23 protein-coding genes and 1 other RNA gene are annotated in these 23,120 nt (G+C 39.5%); 12 read left to right on the top strand and 12 right to left on the bottom strand.

The window, feature by feature from the left end:
• Window positions 1–243: 243 nt before the first annotated feature.
• Window positions 244–567 (top strand): DUF5408 family protein, encoded by a 324-nt coding sequence (locus ACWIUO_RS08730; RefSeq protein ID WP_454177513.1) that lies wholly within the window; start codon window positions 244–246, stop codon window positions 565–567.
• Between the two features lie 11 nt (window positions 568–578).
• Window positions 579–1,172, top strand: coding sequence for an RBBP9/YdeN family alpha/beta hydrolase (locus ACWIUO_RS08725; RefSeq protein ID WP_454177512.1), 594 nt, complete (start codon window positions 579–581; stop codon window positions 1,170–1,172).
• A gap of 77 nt (window positions 1,173–1,249) precedes the next feature.
• Here ACWIUO_RS08725 and ACWIUO_RS08720 read toward each other — a convergent pair whose 3' ends face one another.
• The 4 genes from ACWIUO_RS08720 to ACWIUO_RS08705 all read right to left on the bottom strand — a co-directional run bounded on the left by ACWIUO_RS08720 (window position 1,250) and on the right by ACWIUO_RS08705 (window position 6,566).
• Complete coding sequence (locus ACWIUO_RS08720; RefSeq protein WP_454177511.1) at window positions 1,250–3,679, bottom strand: AAA family ATPase; 2,430 nt, start codon at window positions 3,677–3,679, stop codon at window positions 1,250–1,252.
• 123 nt (window positions 3,680–3,802) lie between these two features.
• Window positions 3,803–4,102 (bottom strand): ATP-dependent Clp protease adaptor ClpS, encoded by a 300-nt coding sequence (locus ACWIUO_RS08715; RefSeq protein ID WP_454177510.1) that lies wholly within the window; start codon window positions 4,100–4,102, stop codon window positions 3,803–3,805.
• Window positions 4,103–4,273: 171 nt separating this feature from the next.
• A complete protein-coding gene (locus ACWIUO_RS08710) occupies window positions 4,274–5,338 on the bottom strand; it encodes a tRNA (adenosine(37)-N6)-dimethylallyltransferase (protein ID WP_454177509.1) in 1,065 nt (354 codons plus the stop codon).
• Between the two features lie 58 nt (window positions 5,339–5,396).
• Window positions 5,397–6,566: an FtsW/RodA/SpoVE family cell cycle protein gene (locus tag ACWIUO_RS08705; protein ID WP_454177508.1), complete on the bottom strand. Its 1,170-nt coding sequence runs from the start codon at window positions 6,564–6,566 to the stop codon at window positions 5,397–5,399.
• A 232-nt stretch (window positions 6,567–6,798) separates the two neighbouring features.
• On the opposite strand from ACWIUO_RS08705, the gene ACWIUO_RS08700 reads away from it, so the two are divergent.
• The 3 genes from ACWIUO_RS08700 (at window position 6,799) to ssrA (ending at window position 9,597) form a co-directional block, all read left to right on the top strand.
• Window positions 6,799–8,316 (top strand): DUF262 domain-containing protein, encoded by a 1,518-nt coding sequence (locus ACWIUO_RS08700; protein ID WP_454177507.1) that lies wholly within the window; start codon window positions 6,799–6,801, stop codon window positions 8,314–8,316.
• Window positions 8,282–8,962, top strand: coding sequence for an HNH endonuclease family protein (locus ACWIUO_RS08695; protein WP_454177506.1), 681 nt, complete (start codon window positions 8,282–8,284; stop codon window positions 8,960–8,962). The genes ACWIUO_RS08700 and ACWIUO_RS08695 overlap by 35 nt, the downstream gene beginning before the upstream one ends.
• Window positions 8,963–9,228: 266 nt before the next feature.
• Window positions 9,229–9,597: a transfer-messenger RNA gene (gene ssrA, locus ACWIUO_RS08690) on the top strand.
• Window positions 9,598–9,682: 85 nt separating this feature from the next.
• Here the strand turns inward: ssrA and ACWIUO_RS08685 are convergent.
• Window positions 9,683–10,141, bottom strand: a complete 459-nt coding sequence (locus ACWIUO_RS08685; RefSeq protein WP_454177505.1) for a hypothetical protein — start codon at window positions 10,139–10,141, stop codon at window positions 9,683–9,685.
• Window positions 10,142–10,411: 270 nt separating this feature from the next.
• On the opposite strand from ACWIUO_RS08685, the gene ACWIUO_RS08680 reads away from it, so the two are divergent.
• Complete coding sequence (locus ACWIUO_RS08680; RefSeq protein WP_454177504.1) at window positions 10,412–10,975, top strand: hypothetical protein; 564 nt, start codon at window positions 10,412–10,414, stop codon at window positions 10,973–10,975.
• A gap of 225 nt (window positions 10,976–11,200) precedes the next feature.
• The gene (locus ACWIUO_RS08675; RefSeq protein ID WP_454177559.1) at window positions 11,201–11,908 is read left to right on the top strand and encodes an AzlC family ABC transporter permease; all 708 of its coding nucleotides are present in this window, start codon (window positions 11,201–11,203) and stop codon (window positions 11,906–11,908) included.
• Here ACWIUO_RS08675 and ACWIUO_RS08670 read toward each other — a convergent pair.
• Window positions 11,869–12,303, bottom strand: coding sequence for a hypothetical protein (locus ACWIUO_RS08670; RefSeq protein WP_454177503.1), 435 nt, complete (start codon window positions 12,301–12,303; stop codon window positions 11,869–11,871). The two genes, ACWIUO_RS08675 and ACWIUO_RS08670, sit on opposite strands and share 40 nt — an antisense overlap.
• Here ACWIUO_RS08670 and ACWIUO_RS08665 point away from each other — a divergent pair.
• A complete protein-coding gene (locus tag ACWIUO_RS08665) occupies window positions 12,284–12,562 on the top strand; it encodes a hypothetical protein (RefSeq protein WP_454177502.1) in 279 nt (92 codons plus the stop codon). The genes ACWIUO_RS08670 and ACWIUO_RS08665 overlap by 20 nt on opposite strands.
• Window positions 12,563–12,729: 167 nt before the next feature.
• Here ACWIUO_RS08665 and ACWIUO_RS08660 read toward each other — a convergent pair whose 3' ends face one another.
• Window positions 12,730–13,650, bottom strand: coding sequence for a hypothetical protein (locus tag ACWIUO_RS08660; RefSeq protein ID WP_454177501.1), 921 nt, complete (start codon window positions 13,648–13,650; stop codon window positions 12,730–12,732).
• A 287-nt stretch (window positions 13,651–13,937) separates the two neighbouring features.
• Between ACWIUO_RS08660 and ACWIUO_RS08655 the strand changes: the two genes are divergently transcribed.
• The gene (locus ACWIUO_RS08655) at window positions 13,938–15,860 is read left to right on the top strand and encodes a propionyl-CoA synthetase (protein ID WP_454177500.1); all 1,923 of its coding nucleotides are present in this window, start codon (window positions 13,938–13,940) and stop codon (window positions 15,858–15,860) included.
• A 9-nt stretch (window positions 15,861–15,869) separates the two neighbouring features.
• On the opposite strand, the gene ACWIUO_RS08650 is transcribed toward ACWIUO_RS08655, so the two are convergent.
• Entirely contained in the window at window positions 15,870–16,010 is a 141-nt protein-coding gene (locus ACWIUO_RS08650; RefSeq protein WP_454177499.1) for a hypothetical protein, read from the bottom strand.
• Between the two features lie 212 nt (window positions 16,011–16,222).
• Here ACWIUO_RS08650 and prpB point away from each other — a divergent pair, with 212 nt between their 5' ends.
• The 3 genes from prpB to prpD all read left to right on the top strand — a co-directional run bounded on the left by prpB (window position 16,223) and on the right by prpD (window position 19,881).
• Complete coding sequence (prpB, locus tag ACWIUO_RS08645) at window positions 16,223–17,095, top strand: methylisocitrate lyase (RefSeq protein WP_454177558.1); 873 nt, start codon at window positions 16,223–16,225, stop codon at window positions 17,093–17,095.
• A gap of 101 nt (window positions 17,096–17,196) precedes the next feature.
• Window positions 17,197–18,324 carry a citrate/2-methylcitrate synthase gene (locus tag ACWIUO_RS08640; protein ID WP_454177498.1) on the top strand — a complete coding sequence of 376 codons (1,128 nt, stop codon included), beginning with the start codon at window positions 17,197–17,199 and terminating at the stop codon, window positions 18,322–18,324.
• Between the two features lie 102 nt (window positions 18,325–18,426).
• Complete coding sequence (prpD, locus tag ACWIUO_RS08635; RefSeq protein ID WP_454177497.1) at window positions 18,427–19,881, top strand: 2-methylcitrate dehydratase; 1,455 nt, start codon at window positions 18,427–18,429, stop codon at window positions 19,879–19,881.
• A gap of 366 nt (window positions 19,882–20,247) precedes the next feature.
• Here the strand turns inward: prpD and ACWIUO_RS08630 are convergent, their stop codons facing one another.
• From ACWIUO_RS08630 to ACWIUO_RS08615, 4 genes are all read right to left on the bottom strand, one after another.
• The gene (locus tag ACWIUO_RS08630) at window positions 20,248–20,433 is read right to left on the bottom strand and encodes a hypothetical protein (protein WP_454177496.1); all 186 of its coding nucleotides are present in this window, start codon (window positions 20,431–20,433) and stop codon (window positions 20,248–20,250) included.
• A gap of 118 nt (window positions 20,434–20,551) precedes the next feature.
• A complete protein-coding gene (locus tag ACWIUO_RS08625) occupies window positions 20,552–21,034 on the bottom strand; it encodes a hypothetical protein (RefSeq protein WP_454177495.1) in 483 nt (160 codons plus the stop codon).
• Window positions 21,035–21,164: 130 nt separating this feature from the next.
• Window positions 21,165–22,394, bottom strand: a complete 1,230-nt coding sequence (locus ACWIUO_RS08620) for a hypothetical protein (RefSeq protein WP_454177494.1) — start codon at window positions 22,392–22,394, stop codon at window positions 21,165–21,167.
• Window positions 22,391–22,915 (bottom strand): hypothetical protein, encoded by a 525-nt coding sequence (locus ACWIUO_RS08615; RefSeq protein ID WP_454177493.1) that lies wholly within the window; start codon window positions 22,913–22,915, stop codon window positions 22,391–22,393. Before ACWIUO_RS08615 ends, ACWIUO_RS08620 begins: the two co-directional genes overlap by 4 nt.
• Window positions 22,916–23,120: the final 205 nt, after the last annotated feature.

Below are 23,120 nucleotides of genomic sequence, written 5' to 3'. Positions count from 1 at the left end.
AAAAATGGATAGCGGGAAATAAAATTTGGCTTGCAAATAAATAAACGAACGAACGAACGAATGAGCGAACAAATAAACAAGATTTAGTTTTCAATCGATAAAACAAGATTTTCACAAAGGCTTTGTGATTTTGTAGTGGGATTTTGGTAGAATTTGCCCTGTGGATTTTAAAAACCCAAAACAAACGCTACAAACAAATCAAAATAAATCAAAATCAAAATAAGCAATTTAAAAAGGAATGTGATGAATGCACCAAATGAGCAAGCCCTAAATATCGCAAAAAAAGCGATGAAAATCGTCATATTTATCGGTATGATAGCAGTCGTGCTACTGATGATAAATATCTACATTTTGCTAAACCAAATCACAGCCACCGCCCAAATAAGCAAAGAAGTAAAACTCATAAAACAAGTGCTAAATATAGCGGATTTTAATGGAGAATCTAAAGATGTGGCGCAATCTAGCATAGATACCCAAAATCAACCTAGCCACCCCCCTCACGCAAACAAAAATCCTACACCAAAATCACTACAACCAAAACCTAACACACAAAATCCACAACCTTAAAGAGCAATAAAATGACACCAACGCCTAGCAATGCAAAAAAACGCGTTTTTATCATTCACGGATTTGATGCGCATCCACGCAAACATTGGTTTGTATGGCTAAAACAACAGGCGGAAAATCTAGGGGCAAGCGTAGAAATCCTCTCTATGCCAAACCCTCAAAATCCGATATTAGAAGAATGGATAGAGTGCATAAAGCATAATGTTGGCACTCCAAATAGCGATACTTTTTTTGTTGCGCACTCTCTTGGCACGATTAGCACATTGCGCTACATACACACGCTAAAGCAAGATAATCAAAATCCAAAAATCGGTGGCATTTTGCTTGTATCAGGTTTTTGCAATCCTCTGCCCTCACTCCCCGAGCTTGATAGCTTTGCTAAGGGGGATTTAGATTTTGCAAATATTATTATGAGGGTTAAAAATCGCATAGTCATTAGCGCGCAAGATGATGAAATCGTCCCTTGTGAATTTAGCGAAAATCTAGCCCAAAAAATAGAAGCGACTTTTGTGAGAGAGCCAAAAGGAGGGCATTTTATGCAAAGTGATGGATTTGATACATTTGAGCTTGGATTCTCACTTTTGCGATTGCAATTAAAATCTTAACTTCAATTTTGGTAGCAAATTTATCGCAAAATAAAGCCAAAACTTTTATAAATTCTGCTTGATTTTGCAATCAAAATTTAAGCAAGAGATAGCACAAATTTATTTTTTTCAAAGCGAACAAACACTTCGCCTCCCTTATCTAGCTTGCCACTTATGATGATTTCGCTCAAAGTAGATTTTATCTCACTATCAATTATCTTTTTTATCTCTCTAGCACCTAGCGCACTTTCCCCACTGCTAGCACTTAGGCGATTTAGCGCGCTAGAATCTAGCGTGATTTTTATGCCTCTTTTTTCTAGCGAGGCATTCATATCGTTGATGATTTTTTGTGTGATTTTTCTAAATTCTGTCTTGCTAAGCGGATTAAAATAAATCGCTCCATCAAGCCTGCCACGAAACTCTGGGCTAAAAATATCTTTTAGCGCACCGCTTATGCGAGCAGAATTATCCGCGCTAAAACCAATGGCATTGCCTTCCTTGCTCCCTGCGTTTGAAGTGAGAATCAAAATGGCGTTATTAAACCGCGCAATATTGCCCATATTATCGGTAAGCGTGGCATTGTCCATTACTTGTAATAAAATATTATAAATATCGCTGTGTGCTTTTTCGATTTCATCTAGGACAAGCACGCAATGGGGATTTTTGCGGATTTTATCTACTAAGATTCCGCCATTTTCATAGCCGACATAGCCCGCAGGTGCGCCGATGAGCGTGGCGACACTATGGGCTTGACTATATTCGCTCATATCAAATCGCACAAATGCCATTCCCAAATGGGAGGCTAGCTCTTTTGCTAGCTCCGTCTTGCCAACCCCGCTAGGACCGCTAAACAAAAAGCTGCCTATGGGGTGGTTTGGCTCTTTTAGATTTGCTTTGGCGATTTTGATAGAGCGCACGACTTTGTCTATGGCTTCATCTTGGGCATAGATGCGATTTTTTAGTCGTTTATCGAGCGTTTTTAGGGCGTTTCGTTCATTAGCATTTACTTGGGATTTTGGGATATGATATGTCTTGCTTAGCACTTCTTCGACATCTTTTTTGGTGATGATAGTTTGGGTGGTTTTAGATGTTGTCTTGGGGTTTTTGGATTTTGTCGATTTTGTCGGCTGTGTAGGCGTAGAATCCGCTAGATTGACAATGTTAGGTTTTTGGATTTTAGAATGTTTAGTATTGTGATGTTGCTTGGTTTGTAGCCCATTTAGCGTGGCATTGCTTAGCGAAAATGTAGCCCCCACTTCATCTAGCAAATCAATAGCCTTATCTGGCAAAAATTTATCGTGTATATATCGATTTGCTAGCTCTAGGCAGGCTTGCAGGGCTTCATCATCATACTTTATCCCGTGAAAATCCTCATAAAGCGGTTGCAAAGATTTTAAAATCGCTAAGCAAGAATCTAAACTAGGCTCTTTTATATCGACAGCGCAAAATCTACGCGACAAGGCTTTATCTTTGTCAATGCTTGTTTTATACTCGCTAAAAGTGCTAGCACCGATACAGCGAATATTTCCATTTGCAAGTGCTGGTTTTAGCAAGTTTGAGGCGTCCATACTGCTGCTTGAAGTCGCACCCGCGCCTACAAGAGTGTGAATCTCATCGATAAAAACAATGACATTTTTTTGCTCTTCTAGCTCGGCTATGATTGATTTTAGCCGTTTTTCAAAATCCCCCCGATACTTGCTCCCCGCGACAAGCGCACCCAAATCAAGCGCGTAAATCACGCAATCTTGCAATTTTTTTGGGATTTTGTCTTGGACTATGGCTAGGGCTAGCCCCTCGACAATAGCGGTTTTGCCAACCCCGGGTTCGCCTAGCAAGATTGGATTATTTTTTTTGCGCCGACACAAAATCTCACAAATGCGTCTTAGCTCGCTATCTCGCCCGATTAAAGGGTCGATTTTGCCCTGCTTTGCTAGGGCGTTTAGATTTTTTGAAAACCCTTCAAGCGCGCTTTTTGCCCTGCCTTTTTGGCTAAAATGTGAGCCAACATTTTTGCTAGAATCTAGTCCTGTGCCTTGTGGCTGGCTTTGTCCTAGCTCATTTTTTTGCAGCTCTAAATCATTGCTTGGGATATTTTCTAAAATATCTAACCTGCTAACTTGCAGACTTTTTAACAACCTCGCACAATAGCTATCCCTCTCCTCAAAAGCAAATGCCAAAAAATCCCAAAATTCTACCACGCTAGCCCCTGAAGTGTCCGCGTGGCGCACCATCTGGGATAGCACGCGTCCTAGTGCTGGGGTTTGTTTGGGCAGGGAGATTTTTTCATTGCTTGGAATGTATTTGGTTAGGTAGTCTTTTATGTGGGATTCTAGCTGGGCGGTGTTTGCACCGCAGGATTCTAAAAATTCTTTGCTTTTTTTATGCACGATAAGCCCCAAAAAAATATGCTCAATGGTTAGATATTCGTGGTGCAACTCCCGTGCTACGCGCACAGAATAATCAATAATCTCGCTAAGCGTATCGGCAAAAATGGGCTGTTGTCTAAAAGGGGGGGTGGAAAATGGCATTTGGATTCTCTTTGTTTTGGATTTTAGCGTTTAAAAATGGCTTGTAAATGCTTGAAAATATGGGGATTTAGAGTCGATTTTCGCGCTTTTTTGGGCTTTTATCTTGCTATAAAAAGCCAAAATCTACTCAATGGATTCTGTATATGCCCTTAGTGGAAATTGTGCTTGTTTTGCGGCTTTTATGGTTTCTTGAACTTTGGTTTCGCCTATGTCATAGGGATAGATTCCACAGATTGCCTTGCCGTGCTTGTGGATTTCTAGCGTTAAGGCAAGTGCTTCATCGTGGCTTTTGGCATAGATATTTTGCAATACCGCCACCACAAAATCCATCTCTGTGTAGTCATCATTTAGCAAAATCACACGCACCATTTTAGGCATATCTAGCAATAGCGAAGATTCTATATCAAAATCTGTCTTTGGCATTTTTATCCCTTATTTTCTAAATTTAACGCTATGTCTTGGAATAATATTGTAACAAAAATTTAGCATACTTTATCTAAATAGACAAAATCAAATCGCCACATAAAAACCACAAAAAAACCACACAAAAGCCACACAAAAACCACGCAAAAAAATACGCAAAACTTGCAAAATCTAGCCAAAATCATTTAAGATTTTTTTTTCTAGCTCATTATATGGTAGGCAAGTAGCATTGCTAAATTTGGAGCGATTAAAAGTGCGCTGTCGTTTGGCAAGCTGGCGCGTGTGGGTGGCGATTTGCTCGCATAGATTTTCTATGTTTTTTGGTTTGCTTAAATCGACATTATTTTTAAAACATTCTAAGCATTCTTTTAGCCCGATAGCCTTAAATGGCTGAATCTTGCCACCATATTTTGCAAAAAGCCATTTTGCCTCATCTACTAGCCCCTGTTTTAGCATCGCGCTTGTGCGGGCTTGTATGCGCTCATTTAGCACTTCTTTTGGCGTGTCTATGATATAGATTGGGATATTTGCAAAAAGTGGCGTTTTTTTGTGGGTTTTAAAATACTCGCTAGGCGCAATCCCGCTCGCATAATAAATGCTTAGCAATTTTTGGATTCTGTATGTGTCATTTGGGTGGATATTTTTTGCCACAACGCTATCGATGGATTCTAAAAATTGATAGGGATTTTTTAGGCTAGAGATTTTTGTGCTAATCTCGCTATTACATTTGCTATTGCATTTAGCATTTGGCAGGCTAGATTTTGCATAAAAATCCACACCAAAATCTAAGCTAGAATCCAAACTAGATGTTGTCAAGTTAGATTTTGCCAAACTAGATTTTGGGCTAAAATCCTCATTAGATTTTATGGGATTTTTAGATAGCCCCTGCATAATGCTATGCAGATAAAATCCACTCCCACCCACGCAAATAAGGATTTTTTCTGCACTTCTACTTTCTTGCAACGCGTGAGTGAAAATCCTCATAAACACCCCCGCATTGCAATGCCTATCTGGCTCTAGCTCATTTACGCCGTAATGTTTGATTTTATCTAGCTCGCTTTGGCTAGGTTTTGCCGAAGCGATAGAAATGTATTTATAAACACTAAGCGAATCAAAAGAAAAAATATTTGCGTTTAGTTTTTTTGCTAGGTTGATTGCTAGGGCGCTTTTGCCACTAGCTGTGGGGGCTACAATGGCAAAAATATCTTTTTTTTTAGTTTTAGAGTTAGATTGCATTTGCCAAATAGTTTTTATGATAGTTTTTGCGCTAGATTTTGCGTGCTAGATTTTCGCGTTAGTTTTTTTGGTATTGCGCTACTTGAGATATGCTTAGCACAAGTCCTATTGCAAGGCAGTTTGCAAGCATAGAGCTACCACCATAGCTAAGAAAAGGCACGGCAATGCCTTTTAGCGGGATAAGCCCTGCTACACCAAGCGCGTTTATAAGAAAACTAAGCCCGATAAGCATAGCAATCCCCACGCAAAAAAGATAATGCACATTGTTTTGGACGCGATTTGCGATTTTTAGTATGCGATAAACAATGTATATGATAAATAGCACGCACGCACTTAGCCCCACTAGCCCTAGCTCTTCGCCTATGCCTGCTAGCACCATATCGGTATGCACTTCGCTTAAAAATCCTAGCTTTATGATTCCATTGCCAAGCCCTGTGCCAAAGATTCCGCCATTATATAGGGCATTTGTGGCGTGGTAGATTTGGTATGGTTCGGGTAGATTTTCGACTCGCAAATATTCTGCAAAGCGACTAGGCATAAGAGGCAAGATAAAATCTTGCGCGTTTGCATACCACGATTTTAGTCGCTCTATCCTATGCTCCGAAGTAGCGATAAATACGCTAGCTAGCCCACCGCTCACTAGCAACAAAACCCCAAAAAGCCCCGAGCTCCCTCCCGCAGCAATTAGCATAGTTGTAAGCGTTATCGCTAGCAAGACTACTTGCCCTAAGTCATTTTGCATCACCGCTAGCACCATTACGATGATGATAAACACCGCGATATAGGGCAAAATCACTAAAATCTCTTGAAAAATACTGCGTCTTTGATTGGTGGCAAATTTGCGCGAAAAGCTCCACGCCAAAAAAAACACAAAACCGATTTTAAAAAACTCACTAGGCGCAATCGAAATAAGAGGCAGGCGAATCCACCGCTTCGCTCCACCCGCAGAAGTCGCCATACTCTCTGGCAAAAATGGCATAACAATCATCAAAAAAAACGACACAAAAAACAGCAAAAATCCAAATTTTAGAAAATATTTATCTGGCTTGCATTGTGCCAAAGCCCACATAAGCAAGATTCCCATCACTGCGCTTGCAAACTCCCTTTGCACGAAATGTAGCTCGCTATAATGATATGCTAGCACGGGATAGCTTGAAAGCGAATAGCTCATAACCACGCCAACGCCAATAAGTATGGAGGTAAATAAAAACAGCCTAGAATCTGCCATTTTTGCGTATCCTTGAAAAGTGATTTTTGGATTTTGGTGTTGTTTGGATTTTGATAATTGCGTAAGTTTGCAGAATCAAAAGTGTAGCAAAAAAGAGTGAAAATATACGCTATTTTTGGCACGACATTTTGGCATATTTGGTAGAATCACAAAATCAAACCTCAAAATCACGCCTTAAAATCATACCCCAAACAAATCCCAAACAAGCCCCAAACAAAATAAAGGAGTTTTTATGAATGTCGCAGAATCTAGTATCAATGATTTTTTTAGCAAACAGCTAACAAGCTTTGTGATTCCTGTATATCAGCGCAATTATGCTTGGAAAAAGGAAAATTGCGAAAAATTGTTTGATGATATTTTGGGGCTAATCAAAACACCTCAAAGAAAGCATTATCTAGGCACGATTACTTATATTTGGCATCAAGATAGTCTAGGACAGCAATTTGTCATTATCGATGGGCAGCAGCGCGTTACTTCGCTTATGCTTTTTCTAAAAGCATTGCACAAAGAGGCGGTGGATAATGATTTTGTCCGCGCAAGTATTGAGACATTTTTGAATTTTTCTGGGGCAAAATCTAGTGAGGGGGGATATGAAGAAGCTAGACTACGCTTAAAACCTATACAAAAAGATAGAAGAGCGTTTTTGTGCGTGATATATGAGCGAAAAAATGAGTTTAATGGATTTTCTAATGTCATAGACAATTACAAAACTTTTGTGCGCAAAATAAGACAAGCCCTAAAAGATGGGCAATCAATCGAGGCGATATACAACGCATTTATGCGACTAAATATCGTAACTATCGGACTAGAAGGTAGCAACAAAGAAAACGACCCGCAAGTCGTATTTGAGTCTATCAACGCCACAGGTTTGCATTTGGATGGAGTGGATTTAATCCGCAATTTTTTGATGATGGGGGAGGATTATCAAACCCAACAAAATCTATTTGAAACATATTGGAAAAAAATAGAATCCACCTTGCAACAAGAAAGCAATGTGGAGGCGTTTATCCTTAATTATTTGCGTATGTATTTAAAAAACATCAAAAAAGACCAGCTTGAAATCTATAATAATTTTAAAGCATTAAGCAGGGCGTATTTTGGCGATGATAGAGAATCTATAATGCAAGATATGCTAAAATTTGCCCAAAATTACGCAGTGCTAAGCATAAATCAAACTCGACATTTGCTAAATAATCCTTACAATATCCCATCTTATGAAATTGATATGCTATATCATAAATTAAAACTTTTTCAGCGTCTAGGTTTTAGCATTGCTTATCCATTGCTTATGCGACTTATTGATGATTTTAACGCAGGCAAATTAGATATTGCAAATTTTGATGGCGTGCTAAATATGCTACTTAGCTATCTTGTGCGCAGAAATATATGTGCTTTGAAAATGCGGGAGGCTTTTGGCGTGCTACTTAGCGCGTATGAATACATAAAAACTGCGAATGTAAATTTAAATCAAGAGCCACAGCCCTATCATATAAGCATAGAATCTATGGGAAAATATTTGGGTTATCTCACAGGCGGAGAGCGTGCACCTACGGATATTGAGCTAGAACGAAGATTTAGCGAAGTAAAGGCAAGCGATTTAAAAATATTGGATTTTATATTGCTACAAATCGAAGTCTCACACAATGAGATAGAGCCAAAAGAAGTGGATATTGAATATGTATTTCCCAAAAATCCTACGAAAAATTGGCGCAAAATTGGCGCAAAATTGGCTAGAAAATCTAAACGATGAGGAAGCAACGCAAATAGAGCAAGTCTATGCCCACACTTTTGGCAATCTAACACTCATAGAAAAAGGTGTCAAAACGCATAAAAAAGTCGATAACTCACCGCTAGAAAAATTGCAGTTTTTGAGCGAATCTAGCTCTTTGCATCTAAATTCTTATTTTAGTGTGCTAGATTCTTTTGATTTGGATTGTATCAAATCTCGTAGCGAGGCATTGTGCAAGAGATTTTTGGAAGTGGAAATTTTTAAAGATTGCGTTGCAAAATTTAGAAGCAAAAGCGAGTCTAATACCCTAAAATCTAGCTGGACTTACTTCCGTCCTACCGAGCTAGTGCTACCTAGTGGCGAAGTCAAAAAAGTAAAAACTTACAAAAATGTTGCAAGAGAAATTATTAGCTACTTGCTTGCGCATTACAAAGATGAGATTTATCGCGCTATGGAAAATGTGGATTTTATCAAAGATAATGATGAGAAAAAATCTTGCTTAAAAGAGGGTAGTTTTGTGTTTGAGGATTTTGGTGATTTTGCGTTTTATTGCAAGGCAGAGGCAGATATGATTCGCAAACATTTAAAAACACTTGTAGATGGCGTAAATAACGAGGATTGCAAGGCGGAGCATTTTGAGATAAGAGGATATATACAGGGGCAGTAAGATTTGTGTGAAAACTATTTTGCAGTATGTTGTTTTTGTGTTTTTTTATGATTTTTTGCGCATTTTGTGAGTCTAAATGTGAAATTTAAGCTAGATTTTATGCAAGCGGTGCTAAAATCCACGCTTTCAAATCGCAAGACTTGATTTTGGATTTTGCATAGATTTTGTAAAGATTTTTATGAAAATCTAAAAACGATTTTTACGATTTGTGTTTTTTCTTTTTTTCTATCTTATGGCGTTTGCTTATGGCGTTTGTCATTTGATTTGGGGTCGACTTGGCTTCGACAGGATTTGCTTCCCTTGAGTGCATACCAGCGCGGGACAGCTGTAAAACTCCCACTTGCAATAAACGCAAACAACACAAAATTCGCTCCAGCCTACGCAAAAGTCGCGTAAGCTTTACCCTTTTTTGAGCCGATTGCCTTAGCTTGCTAGCGTGCTAGGTGTCAATCGTAACTTTTGCTAGTTGCGCTTAGGATTTTGCTTTAGGATTTTAAGCAAAGATTTTATAAAGCTATTGTGTGAGGATTTCAAGGTTTAGCCACACAAGAGATGAAAACCTTTGGAAAGTATGTAGAGTCTCTTGATTTGGAGGTAGGTTTTGGACTGGGGTTCAACTCCCCACGACTCCACCATTTCTTTTTTTAGCCTTACTTGTTTTCTACTTCTTTTTGTTTTTTATCTCTACTTTTTGTTTGCTTTTTAGATTTTTAGATTTTGTTATTTCCACCCGCGAGTGAGTGCGTGGCACTGCATACAGCGATGATTGATTTTTTGAAACGACTCATAGGCTTTCATTTTTTGATTTTTGCTTAGGAAATATTCTAGGCTCACGCGCTCTTCTACGATATTGTTGATAAATGAATAAATGATTGGGGCGTAATTTAGGTTGTTTTTACTCAAAAATACTTCGATATTAAACCGCCTAAGCGAGTCAAAATCTACTTTATGCCGTGTGATTCCCTCTTTGACTAGCTCAAAGCGATTTAGGCTAAATCCTTTTTGTATCAAATCGCTATCATATTGTAGCTTTTGCATAATCTCTACGATATTGGATTCTGTAGCCTTGCTAGGCTCTGCGGGGCAGGGCGTAACAAGCGCAAAAAAAACAAGCACAAAAGACAAGCAAGACATAATGGGCAACATAATAAACATAGAATTTCGCATTGATTTTCGCATCGCTAGCCTTTCATAAAATCGCATATTGCTTATTTGTAGCGTTTGGTTAGGTTTTTGGCATAAAATCTTTGAGGATAAAATTTTTAAGATTTTTGACATAAAACTTGGCATTATACTAAAATCTAGTAATAATAAAAATTTTGCGCTAAAATTCCCCAAAAAGTCTAAATCACATTTTTATGAGATTTGCATACAGCTCGCCCACAAAACGCCAAAAACGCAAAATCAAAAAGTATGCAAAATCAAAAAAACTTAACCAAAAGGATACAAATGCCAAAACCAAATCAAGCCCAAAATCACACACAAAATCAAATGCAAAATCACTCACAAGACATAGATTCTCCCACACAGCAAAAAAAGCAAAATCTAAAGCCTTGTTTTAAATGCCTCTTTACGCTTATTAGCATAAATGTAGCCATAGCTTTTGGTGTGTATTTTGCGCTAGATTTTGGCTATGGATTAAGTTTTTTTGTGGCACAAGTTAGCGCGTTTTTAGTTGTGCTTAGCTCGTTTTATGCGATGAAATCTAGACTAAAAAAACACCAAACAAACGCTACCAAAGATAATGAAAAACAGCCTCAAACCACCCAAAATCAACACCAAACAACACAAGAGGACGATGACTCACAAGAGCAAAAATCTAGCCCCATTTCTCGCTTTATACTAGGTGTCCAGCTATCATTTGGGCTATATCGTGTGCTTGCGTATTTGGTGCTTGCTGTGGGGATTATTTTGCTTATGGATTTTGGATATTTTTGCGTGTTAGGCTATATCGCAGGGGTTATTGTATGCCTCTCTAGCATAGTGCTTTTTCAGCTAAAAGGATATAAATAGATTTTTTTTGCTTTGCAAAATTTATTATATTTTCTACGCAAAAACAACAAGGCAACGACAATGAACAACCAAAAAAACACACCGCATAATGTTCGCAAGACACCCCCACCCAAATCGCCCCCTAGCAACGATAAAAAGCCCCAAAAAAGCCCATTTTTAACCCATTTTTTGCAAAAATTAGATTCGCTTTTTGTGTGTAAAGATTTTACTTCAAGCACCGCTTTTATGGCACTCAAAGAGGCTTTTCCGCATACTTTGCCTATTTTTGTGGGCTACTTGCTTATGGGGGCTACTTTTGGGATTTTGCTTCAAAAGGCTGGGTTTAGCTGGATTTGGGCGTTGGGTATGGGGGTTATTATCTATGCGGGTGCTATGCAGTTTGCCTGCGTGGTTTTGCTAGCAAATGGGGCGAGTTTAATAGAATCTTTTTTATTATCGTTAATGATAAATTCTAGGCAGATTTTTTACGCGCTATCTGCGCTTAGCCTTTTTGATGGCGTGGAAAAAAAGAAAAAATACTATCTTATTTTTTCCCTAACTGATGAGACTTTCGCGCTTCTAAACCTAAAAAAACCGCGCCCTAAACGCAATATAAATTCTACGCAATATCGTGGATATTTTATGTTTTTTATCGCGCTTTTTAACCAAATTTATTGGGTATTAGGTTGCGTATTTGGCGCGCTTTTAAGCCAAAATCTAAGCAGTTTTAACGCACAGGGAATGGCATTTGTGATGAATGCGATTTTTATCGTGCTTTTTATCGAGCAGTGGCGCGTGGTGGTGGATAAAGCACCCGCGCTTATTGGCATTTTTGTAAGCCTTGTTTGTCTGCTTATTTTTGGCAAAGAGTTTTTTTTGCTTCCCTCTTTGGTGGCGATTTGTGGGCTACTTTTTTATTTACAATCCCGCAAACCCCCACGCAAAATGCCATAATTAGAATCGTGGCAATCCACCCTCCCATCGTCATTGCGAGCAATTAGATTTTGCGTTTTAGCAAAATCTAATGCGTGGCAATCTATCGCTACAAAATGCCAAAAAAACACACATTTAGCAAAATTTAATAAAATAGATTGCCACGCCTTGCATTTTGATAAAATGCAAGGCTCGCAATGACGAATAGTAATCATAGATTGCCACGCAAGTCTTGTATTTTGCTCAATATAACAAAAAAATTCTTTGTCATATTGAGCGCGAAATATATCCATTTTTATCGACATTTTGAGATACTTCGCTTCGTTTAAGTATGACAAAAACCTTTTGTGGCTTGCCACGCGGATTTTGACTTGCCAAAATCCGCTCACAATGACGATGAGAGGGTGGTTTGCCACAGATTTTGTGCCACCAAAATGTTTTGCTTATCCTAAACGCAGGAGCTTGCATAGACAAAATGCCAAAATCAAAAGCGACTTTTTGACAAATATCAATGCAAAATCAACAAAATTTGCAAAATTAACAAATTCTGCAAAATATTCAAAAAATTCAGCAAATCTGCAAAATCTGCTGATTCTCAACAAACAACAAAATAAACATATTTTGCAAACTTCACAAATCCTGCAAAAACTACAACCAAAACAACAAAAACAATAAAAATCACATTATTCACAAAACTGCAACCTCTTGCAAAACACTCAAAAAATCAACACATTCTGCAAAATCTACAAACAAAATCCAGCCCAAAACCAAAAAAAAAAAAAAAAACAACAAACAAAAAAACCAAAAACATTCACCCCCTAAACATTATCCAAAAACACTTTTTATCTCACATTTATCGTGCGGAAAAATAGCTCTCCATACTTGCTATTTTTGTCTAAATATTCGCAAGTTTCTTGCAAAGATAGGTTATTTCGCAAACATTCTAGCAGCATTTCTAGGATATTTACCGCATCGCGTGGGGGGATATGTGGGGGGCATTCTTTGGCATTTGTATAGTGTCGGTGGAGTTTTTTGATTAGCTCGGCATTATGCACTTCTACTATCATTGCTTCCATCGGGGCTTTAAAAAACATCGTTTGGGATTTGATATTTATCGAAGTATAAAAAATATCAAGCCCATAGATTTTTTGGCTATATGAGTCGAAAAAATAAAGCGATTTGTTTAGATTGTCGCGGAAAATATCTATCATCAATTCTAAAATCTGCATTTTTTGCTCTGTGGTATAAAAATTGCCAATGGGCGAAAAGCAAAATTCTAGCAGGGATTTTATCGAATACCACTCGCTAGCGTTAAAGGAATAATCCCGCATTTTTTCTCCGCGCTTTTTGCGGTAGGATTCTACTAGCTCATCATTTGATTTTTTATACACCAAAGGGACGATAAAGTCCCTATACGCAGGGTTTGGAAACGATGGGTGGATAATTAGTGAGCCTTCATTTTCGTTTTCATAGATATATTTTACCCCCGCGCAATAACTCTCATCAATAATCCTAATCCCATCTATACTTGCAGAATCTAGCAAGTCAAAAAATTCTTTTTCCTCGCATTCCCATATTTCTTTTGGGTAGCGAAACGCCTTTGCAATGGAGAGTTTTACGCTTTGGCTTATTTCTTTTTTGGCAGTGTCATTTAGCCAGCTAGACACAGTGCGTCTATCTTTTTGAACGATAGTGGCAAATTTGCTAACGCTTAAACCAGAGCGAGCAAATATTTTTATTAACCTTTGAGTAGAATCCAACATTATTTTTCCTCTTTTTTGGTAGATTTTTGTGGTGTTTTACTTTTTGTAACACAATTTGTCGTGTTTTTTTGAGAGATTTTAGTAGATTTCGTAAAATTTTTCATAAAACTATACAAAATTATTGCACAAAAGTTGCGCATTTTTGCAAAAAGTAGTCGCTTTTTATGTTTTTATACATTGTTTTTGCGCGCTTTGTCCTAAAAATTAGATTCTCTTTTTTCCTAGATTCTAGGACAAATCCATTATAATGTAATTTCCCTACAACAACTTTTAGGAGGTTTTAAACTATGGGAATGATTTATGAGGAAACATACAAACGCTCGATAGAAAATCCGCAGGATTTTTGGGCAGAGGCAGCCCAAAAAGTGCATTGGTATAATGAATGGGATAATGTGCTTGATGATAGTGGCGAGCATTACAGGTGGTTTGTGGGAGGCTGTATGAATACCTGCTACAACGCGCTTGATTTGCATATCCATCACGGCAGAGGCGATAATCTCGCTTTAATCTATGACTCCCCCGTAACAGATACTAAGAAAAAATATACCTACAAGCAGCTCCGCGATAGAGTGGCAAAGACAGCGGGAATCCTAGCCAACAAAGGCGTGGTAAAGGGCGATAGAGTCATCATCTATATGCCGATGATTCCCGAAGCCGTGATAGCGATGCTTGCGTGTGCTAGGCTAGGGGCGATTCATAGCGTGGTGTTTGGTGGGTTTGCCTCCCACGAGTTAGCGATGAGGATAGAGGACGCCAAACCACGCGTGATAATGACGGCAAGCTGTGGGATTGAGATAAGCAATATCATTGAGTATAAGCCTATTTTAGATGAAGCGATTAAAAAATCTCAACATAAACCCACGACTTGTATCGTGTGGCAACGCCCGCAGTATAAGGCAAGTATGCTCCCTTGGAGAGATGTGGATTGGGAAGTGGAAGAAGAAAAAACCCACCCCGTAGAGCCTGTGCCTGTGCTAGCCACAGACCCGCTTTATATCCTCTATACTTCGGGCACGACAGGCACGCCAAAGGGTGTGATTCGCTCTAATGGCGGGCATTCTGTGGCGATGAAATGGAGTATGGATAATATTTATAACGCAAAAGAAGGCGATGTGTTTTTCACCGCTTCTGATGTGGGCTGGGTAGTGGGGCATTCTTATATCGTGTATGCCCCGCTTATGAATGGCTGCACTACGATTGTCTATGAGGGCAAGCCCGTGCGCACGCCAAATCCTGCGAGCTTTTGGAGAATCATTGATGAATACAAAGTCAATATTTTATTCTCCGCGCCTACGGCGTTTCGCGCTATCAAGCGAGAGGACGCCAAAGGCGAGCTAGCAAAAAAATATAATTTAGAGAGTTTGCGCACGATTTTTGTCGCGGGCGAGCGGTGCGATAGCGACACGCTCAAATGGATACAAAAGGTTACGGGCAAGCCTGTGGTGGATAATTGGTGGCAGACAGAGACAGGCTGGGCAATCGCGGCAAATCCTATGGGGCTAGACCCTATGCCGATAAAGCCGGGGAGTCCTACAAAGCCCACACCCGGGTTTAATCTAAAAGTGCTAGGCGAAGATGGCAAAGAGCTAAAAGCGGGCAAAAAAGGCGCGCTCTGCCTAAAACTACCCCTGCCACCTGCCTGCCTAATGGGAATCTGGGAAAATGAGGAGCGGTATCGCAAGGGCTATTTGGAGCATTTCAAAGGCTACTATCTCACAGGCGATACGGGCTATATCGATAAAGATGGCTATGTCTATGTGCTAGGGCGAATGGACGGAATCATCAATGTCGCTGGACATCGCCTCTCCACAGGGGAAATGGAGGAAGTCATCTCAAAGCACCCCGATGTCGCAGAATGTGCGGTTATCGGAGTAAATGATGAGCTAAAGGGCGAGATTCCCTTTGGCTTTGTGGTGCTAAAAGCGGGCATAGAGCGCGACCATAAGGGAATCATCGATGGCGTGGTATCGCTTGTGCGCCACGAAATCGGCGCGGTGGCGAGCTTTAAAATCGCCACGGTGGTAAATGCCCTGCCAAAAACGCGCAGTGGCAAGATTTTGCGAAAGACTTTGCGTGAAATCGCCGATGGCGTGGAGTATGCGATTCCCGCTACGATTGAGGACGCTTCCGTGCTAGAATCTTGCAAAGAAGCAATCGCAAAACTAGGCTACCCAAAAACACCAACAAAGGAGGCAGAATCTAAGGCATAAGATTTAGTGCTATTGCGAGCGCAAAACATAAGTATGGATTGCTTCGCGTGGCAAAACCTTGTCATATTGAGGTTTTCGCAAGAAAATCAAAATATCTCTTAGAGATACTTCGGGCTTAGCCCTCAGTATGACAAAAAAGATTTTCGTCATTGCGAGCAAAAACGAGTGTTAAGCGAGTTTTTGCGTGGCAATCTATTTTTTGTCATATTGAGCGTGAGCAAAATATCTCAAAAACAAAAAGAGATACTTCGGTTTAATGAAACCTCAGTATGACAAGGATTTTTGGATTGCCACGAATCGCTAGCGTGATTCTCGCAATGACGGCAACTTGTAAGAATTTAAATTTTAAAAAAGGAGAAAAAATGGTAACTTCAGCAGGAAAAAGATTTAGGCAGGCATTAAAGGAAAATTCGCCCTTACTCATCGTAGGCACGCCAAACGCTTATGCGGCATTGCAAGCGAGCAAAATCGGGCATAAGGCGATTTATATCTCTGGCTCTGGCGTGGCAAGCGTGAGCTATGGTTTGCCTGATTTAGGCATCGTGGGGCTAGAGGATTTTTGTATCGATGTGCGGAGAATCACCTCGCGTGTGGATACGCCTTTGCTAGTGGATTGTGATACGGGATTTGGCGGGGCGTTTAATATCGCGCGCACGATAAAAGAGCTAATCCGCGCAGGCGCAGCCGCCACGCACATAGAAGACCAAGTCGCGCAAAAGCGGTGCGGACATCGCCCAAACAAAGAGCTAGTCAGCACGCAAGAAATGTGCGATAGAATCAAAGCCGCGATGGACGCCAAAATCGATAGCGAATTTGTGGTGATGGCTCGCACCGATGCGCACGCAATCGAAGGGCAAGACAAAGCGATAGAGCGCGCAGTGGCTTATGTGGAAGCGGGGGCGGAGATGATATTTGCCGAAGCGGTGCATACTTTGGAGGAATACTCCGCCTTTGTCAAGGCTCTCAAAGTCCCTGTGCTAGCAAATATCACGGAATTTGGAAAAACGCCTTATTTCACCGCTGATGAGCTAAAGGGAGCTGGAATCTCAATGGTGCTTTATCCCCTCTCGGCAAATCGCGCGATGAGCAAGGCGGCAAACCAAGTGTATAAATCCATTTTGGCAAATGGGCATCAAAAAGATGTCCTAGACATAATGGAAACGCGCGAGGAACTCTACGCAATGCTAGATTATTATGCGTATGAAAATAAGCTAGATGAGTTGTTTAAGAAGTAGGGGGTTTTGGATTGCCACGCGGATTTTGATAAATCCGCTCGCAATGTAGTCGCAATGACGCAAAACAGAGAATTTAAATTTTAAAACAAAGGAGAAAGCAAATGAGTCAAAGTGAAGCAAGTAAAAAAAGTGGTGGCTTAGCGGGCATCATCGCTGGGCAAAGCGCGATATGCACCTGCGGGCTAGGCAATGGGCTAAATTATTATGGCTACGGCATTGAGGATTTGGCACATCATTGTGAGTTTGAGGAAGTGGCGTATTTGTTGCAGTTTGGCGAGCTGCCAAACGCAAAGCAACTCACCGAGTATAAAGGCAAAATCGCTAGTCAAAGGGCGTTGCCAAAAGAGCTAAAAGAAGTGCTAAAGCAAATCCCCAAAGGCGTGCATCCTATGAATCTAATGCAAAGCGCGGTGGCGACACTTGGCGCGCTTGAAGCGGAGAGCGAGGATTTTAGCGACCAAGATAGCAAGATTATCCGCTTATTAGGGATTTTGCCTAGCGTGCTATGCTTTTGGCATAATTACGCGCATAATGGCAAAGAAATAGATTTTGCAAGCAATCAAGATTCTATCGCGGGGTATTTTTTAGAAAAACTAAAGGGTGAGAATCCCCCAAGCGAATTTATCAAAGCTATGCACTGCTCGCTTATCCTCTATGCCGAGCACGAGTTTAACGCCTCGACATTTACGGCTAGAATCTGCGCTTCGACACGGAGCGATATTTTTAGCGCGGTAAGCGCGGCAATCGGCGCATTACGCGGACCGCTTCACGGCGGGGCAAATGAAGCAGCAATGCACCTTATTGAGAGCTTCTCAAGCGTGGAGGAAGCGATAAAAGGCGTAAATCACAAGCTAGAAACCAAACAACTGCTAATGGGATTTGGACATAGAATCTATGGCGCAGGGGGCGACCCGCGAAACGCACTCATCAAAGAGTGGAGCAAGAAGCTAGGGGGGGAAACGCTGTTATACAAAGTAAGCGAGGCAATCGAATCGCTAATGAAAGAAAAAAAGCCAAACTTACCACCAAATGCGGATTTTTATAGCGCGTCTGCGTATCACTTTATGGGAATCCGCACGGAGTATTTCACGCCCATTTTTATAATGAGTCGTGTGTCTGGCTGGACTGCGCACATTAAAGAGCAGAGGGTAAATAATAAGATTATCCGCCCTAGCAGTGAGTATATCGGTGTCGCCCCACGCGACTTTGTGGCGATAGGAAACCGATAGTTAAGTCGCTAAATGCTTTTAAATTCTAGAATTTAAAGACAAAATCGCGTGTTAAATCTATTTTAAGCGCGCAAAACTTACACCAAAATCAAAGGAGAACAAATGAGTAACGATATGGGAATACTAGAGGCAAAACGACCAGAGTTTGATGAGCTACTAAGCAAAATCGCAAAATATGCAGATGAGTATGTGGCAAAGAGTGAAGTGGCGATAGAGACGGCAAAATACTGCCTAATGGATACGATAGGCTGTGGGATTTTGGCACTCAAATACCCTGCTTGCACGAAATTGCTAGGACCAAGCGTGGAGGGCGCGGAGTTTCGTCCATTAGGGAGCAAAATCCCAGGGACTAGCTATCAATTAGAGCCTATTCGCGCGGCGTTTAATGTCGGGGCTATGGTGCGCTGGCTAGATTTTAACGATACTTGGCTAGCGGCTGAATGGGGACACCCAAGCGATAATTTGGGCGCGATTTGGGCGGTGGCAGACTATGTAAGCCGCAAAAATATCGCAGAGGGCAAGGAAGCGTTAAAAGTGTCTTGCGTGCTTCAAGCGATGATAAAAGCTCACGAGATTCAAGGGGTGCTGGCATTAGAGAATTGCTTTAACAAAGTGGGGCTTGACCATGTGCTACTTGTGCGAATCGCAAGCACCGCAGTAGCTGCCAAACTGCTAGGCTGTGATTTTAGCGAAATCCGCAATGCCGTATCACACGCCTTTATCGATGGCGGGGCATTGCGCACTTATCGCCACGCGCCAAACACAGGCTCGCGCAAAAGCTGGGCTGCAGGCGATGCAAGCTCACGCGGAGTAGATTTAGCCCTCAAAGCAAAAACAGGCGAGATGGGCTACCCAAGCGCACTATCTGCGAGCTTCTGGGGATATAATGATGTCAAAATGAAAGGACAAAAGCTCACAATCCCGCAAGAATTTGGAAGCTATGTAATGGAAAATGTGCTCTTTAAAATCAGCTTCCCTGCGGAGTTTCACGCACAAACTGCCGTAGAAGCGGCGATAAAGCTCCATAGTGAAGTCAAAGATAGATTAAGTGAGATTGAAAAAATCATCATCACCACGCAAGAATCTGGACATAGAATCATCAACAAAGTAGGCGAGCTAGCAAACCCCGCAGATAGAGACCACTGCATACAATATATGGTGGCTGTGCCGCTGATTTTTGGGCGATTGGTCGCTGATGACTATGAGGATAATGTCGCTAGCGATACGAGAATCGATGAGCTACGAGCTAAAATGGTGGTGGAAGTCGATGAGCGATATACGCGTGAGTATTTGGAAGCGGATAAGCGGAGCATTGCAAACGCAGTGCAAGTGATTTTCAAAGATGGCTCTAAGACAGAGAAAATCGAGGTGGAATACCCCATCGGGCATAAGCGCAGGCGCAAAGAGGGAATCCCCGTGCTAGAGGCGAAATTTAGGGCAAATCTAGCGACTAGATTTTCGCCAAAGCAGTGTGCGCGGATTTTAGGTGCGTTTGAAAACGACAAAAACTTGCTTAATATGAACTTTAATGAGTTTAGTGATTTGTTTGTGGTGTGAGGGGTGGTTTTTGTAGTTTGAAGTGTGTTATGTAAGAGATTGCGCTTGTGTGGGTGCGCAAATCTCTTGTGAAGCAAACCCAAAAAGCATAAAAAATAAAAGCTCTCTTTAACCTAATCTCACACCCTAGTCTCACACAAAGAAGTCTTAAGTTATGATTACACCTATGAAAAACAAGTATATCATTCGTGCAAGAATTAAAGAGGCGAAATTTGTGAGAGATTTTTAAATATTTTTCTACCTCGCTAATGCTTACAACCGCAAGCAGAATGTGGTATGCCAAACATAGATTAGCTAAATTCAAAGGAATCAAAAAAAAGAGAATTTTATGCTTCATCTAAAAGAAACTTCAATTTAGGCATAATGTCAAAAATCAAGGACAAGATTTGTATAAAATCTTGGCACAAAAATGATAAGGAAAAATCCACTTAAATTGTCTTGGGACAATGCGTTTTGTGAGTCTGTGAGATTGATAGAATTTACAAGTTTTTTATCATAAAAAATACCTAAATCCTCATTACTATAAAATCTATCACATTCGCTTCTTTGCATATCGTTTGTGAATCTGCTATTTGAAAATCTACGCTGTCATTTTCTTTGCATACGATATTTTAATTGCCATAAATTTGTCCCATAAATAGCAAGGCGATTAAGGCTAACTTCATAAAATTCACTCCGCATCGCTCCACGCTTTTGGGTGGCAATCACTAGATAAACACACAAGATATATATCCTCATCTCCGTCTCTGTGTAGAGTGGTTATCCCACCGCTACTTTCTAAATCCCATATTTTATCATCAAACCTTACCTTGCCACGATATATACAACCATCTCCATTATAATAATGCAAACTCCACACAACGATATGCTTTTGTAAATAATCTTGCATTTGCTTTGTATCTTTTGGTAAAGATTGCGAATCTTTACACATTTGCAATGCTACTTCATCGCTTAATCCACTATTTTCCCAATTTATTTCTGTGCTTATCTCAAGCACTTCTATTGTTTCTTTACCCCAATTTTCTGCATAAGGTGGCAAAAAAGGTGGCAAGATTTCAGCACCAAATGAGGCACACAACATAACGCATACCAAAACTTCAAATCTACGCAATAATTTCATAATATAGATTCTCTCTTGTTTTGTTTTATGCACCAAATTTCTCTATGCGTTGCAAAATAATCATTTGTCATTGAAATGCAAAACAACGCAAGAAATCCTAGCTTTTGCATTTAGAATCTTTTAGATTTGGTTGTGGTTTTTTATGATAAAGTTTATTAAAAAATTATGATTCAAAGTCTAACCCTTTGTTTAACTCTTTACACTGCATATAGCCTTGATAGATTCGCAGTTTTTCTGGGTGGCGCATATATGTTTGATTGTAAGTGTAGTCAAATTTCGCACATTCTGTTTTCTCGTTAGAGCAAGTGTTGATTTTTAAAATATCTACTTTGCACCATTCATCATTTAATATATCTAAAACCAAAATATTATAACTAAATAGCGAATCATTTAAAAACACCACTTTACCTAATTCATCTTTATATTTTTGATAATATTTACTTTGAAAAAACCTTTGTAATTGTAATTTTTTATTTGCCCTTATTGTAGCACTTTCGCTTGTTTTATCAAAAGAATATCCTGCAATATTATAATCTTGGATAGCTAGTTTTGCTATCTCATTATCATCTTTGATTTGTGGGGAACTCCGCAATGAGACAAAGACATTATTATTGCGTGATTTTAGCATTGTCTCATAATGATTTTTAATAGATTCATCGCTAATATCACTAAATTCATCTTCACTTTGTAAATAAAGGGCTAATATTTGAGAATCTAAATTTGGGCTAAAGCTCTCTGTGTAAAGAAAATCTAGCGTTGGTTTAGATAAATCTTTCCAAGCCTCTTCATAGGGCAATGCGCCTACGCTATTTTTTGGTATTTCTTTGATATGCAGAATCGTTGCAGTAGGAAAATATAAAGGAAAGTCATATTCTAATGCAAACTCCCTTCCGCTAGGATTAAAAAATTTGCTAATCTGCAAATTACTAAAAGTTACCTCCACAGGCACAATAATACTACCTAAATGCCTATCAAAAAACGGACGATATTTTTTCCCTAATGATAATAAAGTTTTATAGTTTATATCACAGGGGATTGTTGTGTCGGGTTTAGATTCATAAGGACTGATTTGAACTGTAATATTTTTTCCAAACAAATATAGCCAATCGATATGATTAAACATATCTTTTATTTCTCGTGGCATATCATCACTAGATTCATAAAAATCATCTTTTTGGACCATAGATTCAACCCATTTGCCCTCTAGTATAAGCATACTATTTTTATCTGGCACAAAAAATAAATGAAGCATTTTGTTATGCTTTATCTCATTACCCCAATAGATTTTTAGCATTCCTTTTTGGGTAAAAATTTGGTGTGTATATTTTTTGGCAAATGCTTCGGGACTAGATTCGTCATTATCATAATCAAAAAAATAAGCGCGAAAAATCATTTGATATTCCTTATTATATTTTTTAAGTTAAACAATAACACCCAAATACCAAATTCTACAAAAAATAACAGACTTGGCAGAGCCCATTCACCAAAAAACATACTTATAGCCTCAAAACGCCAACTAAGAATCACACACCAAATCAAACTCAATGTATTAACAAGCCATTTGGCTTTAAATGGTGCAGTGTTAAATGCCACACAGCTTATCATTAAGCCCAAATAAAATTTTAGCATAATTGCAAGATGAAAATTATGTGTGAGATAATAAGCAGAGTAAAAAATCTCAGGGTCATCAAAACTAAAATAATATCCCTCCATTGCAATATCAATATATAAATTTCTACACAAAAAATAAATGGCAGTAAAACATATCGCATATAGATAATTGACATATTTAAATGTGATATATACCTTTTGGATATATGCAAAAATACGCAAAATAAGTAATGCCAAAACCATAGACAATGGCAAAACAATGTAAAAGATTGGTTGGGAGTAGTTATAAAGGAATGTATTCATTGTCGTAATATCCTTTTAACATAAATTTAATCAGCCCGCAACTAGATATAAAAAGAATAAACTATATAAAACAACAAGATGAGATATAAAAATATTAAAATCTTTTAGCATTTTATGCCCAAATGAGTTTGCTTGTAAGATTCCAAAAAGCCACAAAACAATCAATAGTGTAAGGTTATTTTTCATTTTTCACTCCGCATCGCTA

It is taken from the genome of Helicobacter sp. T3_23-1056 (assembly GCF_053654535.1).
The sequence above is the reverse complement of the archived record's forward strand: the minus strand, read 5'-3'. Positions and strand labels throughout refer to the sequence as shown.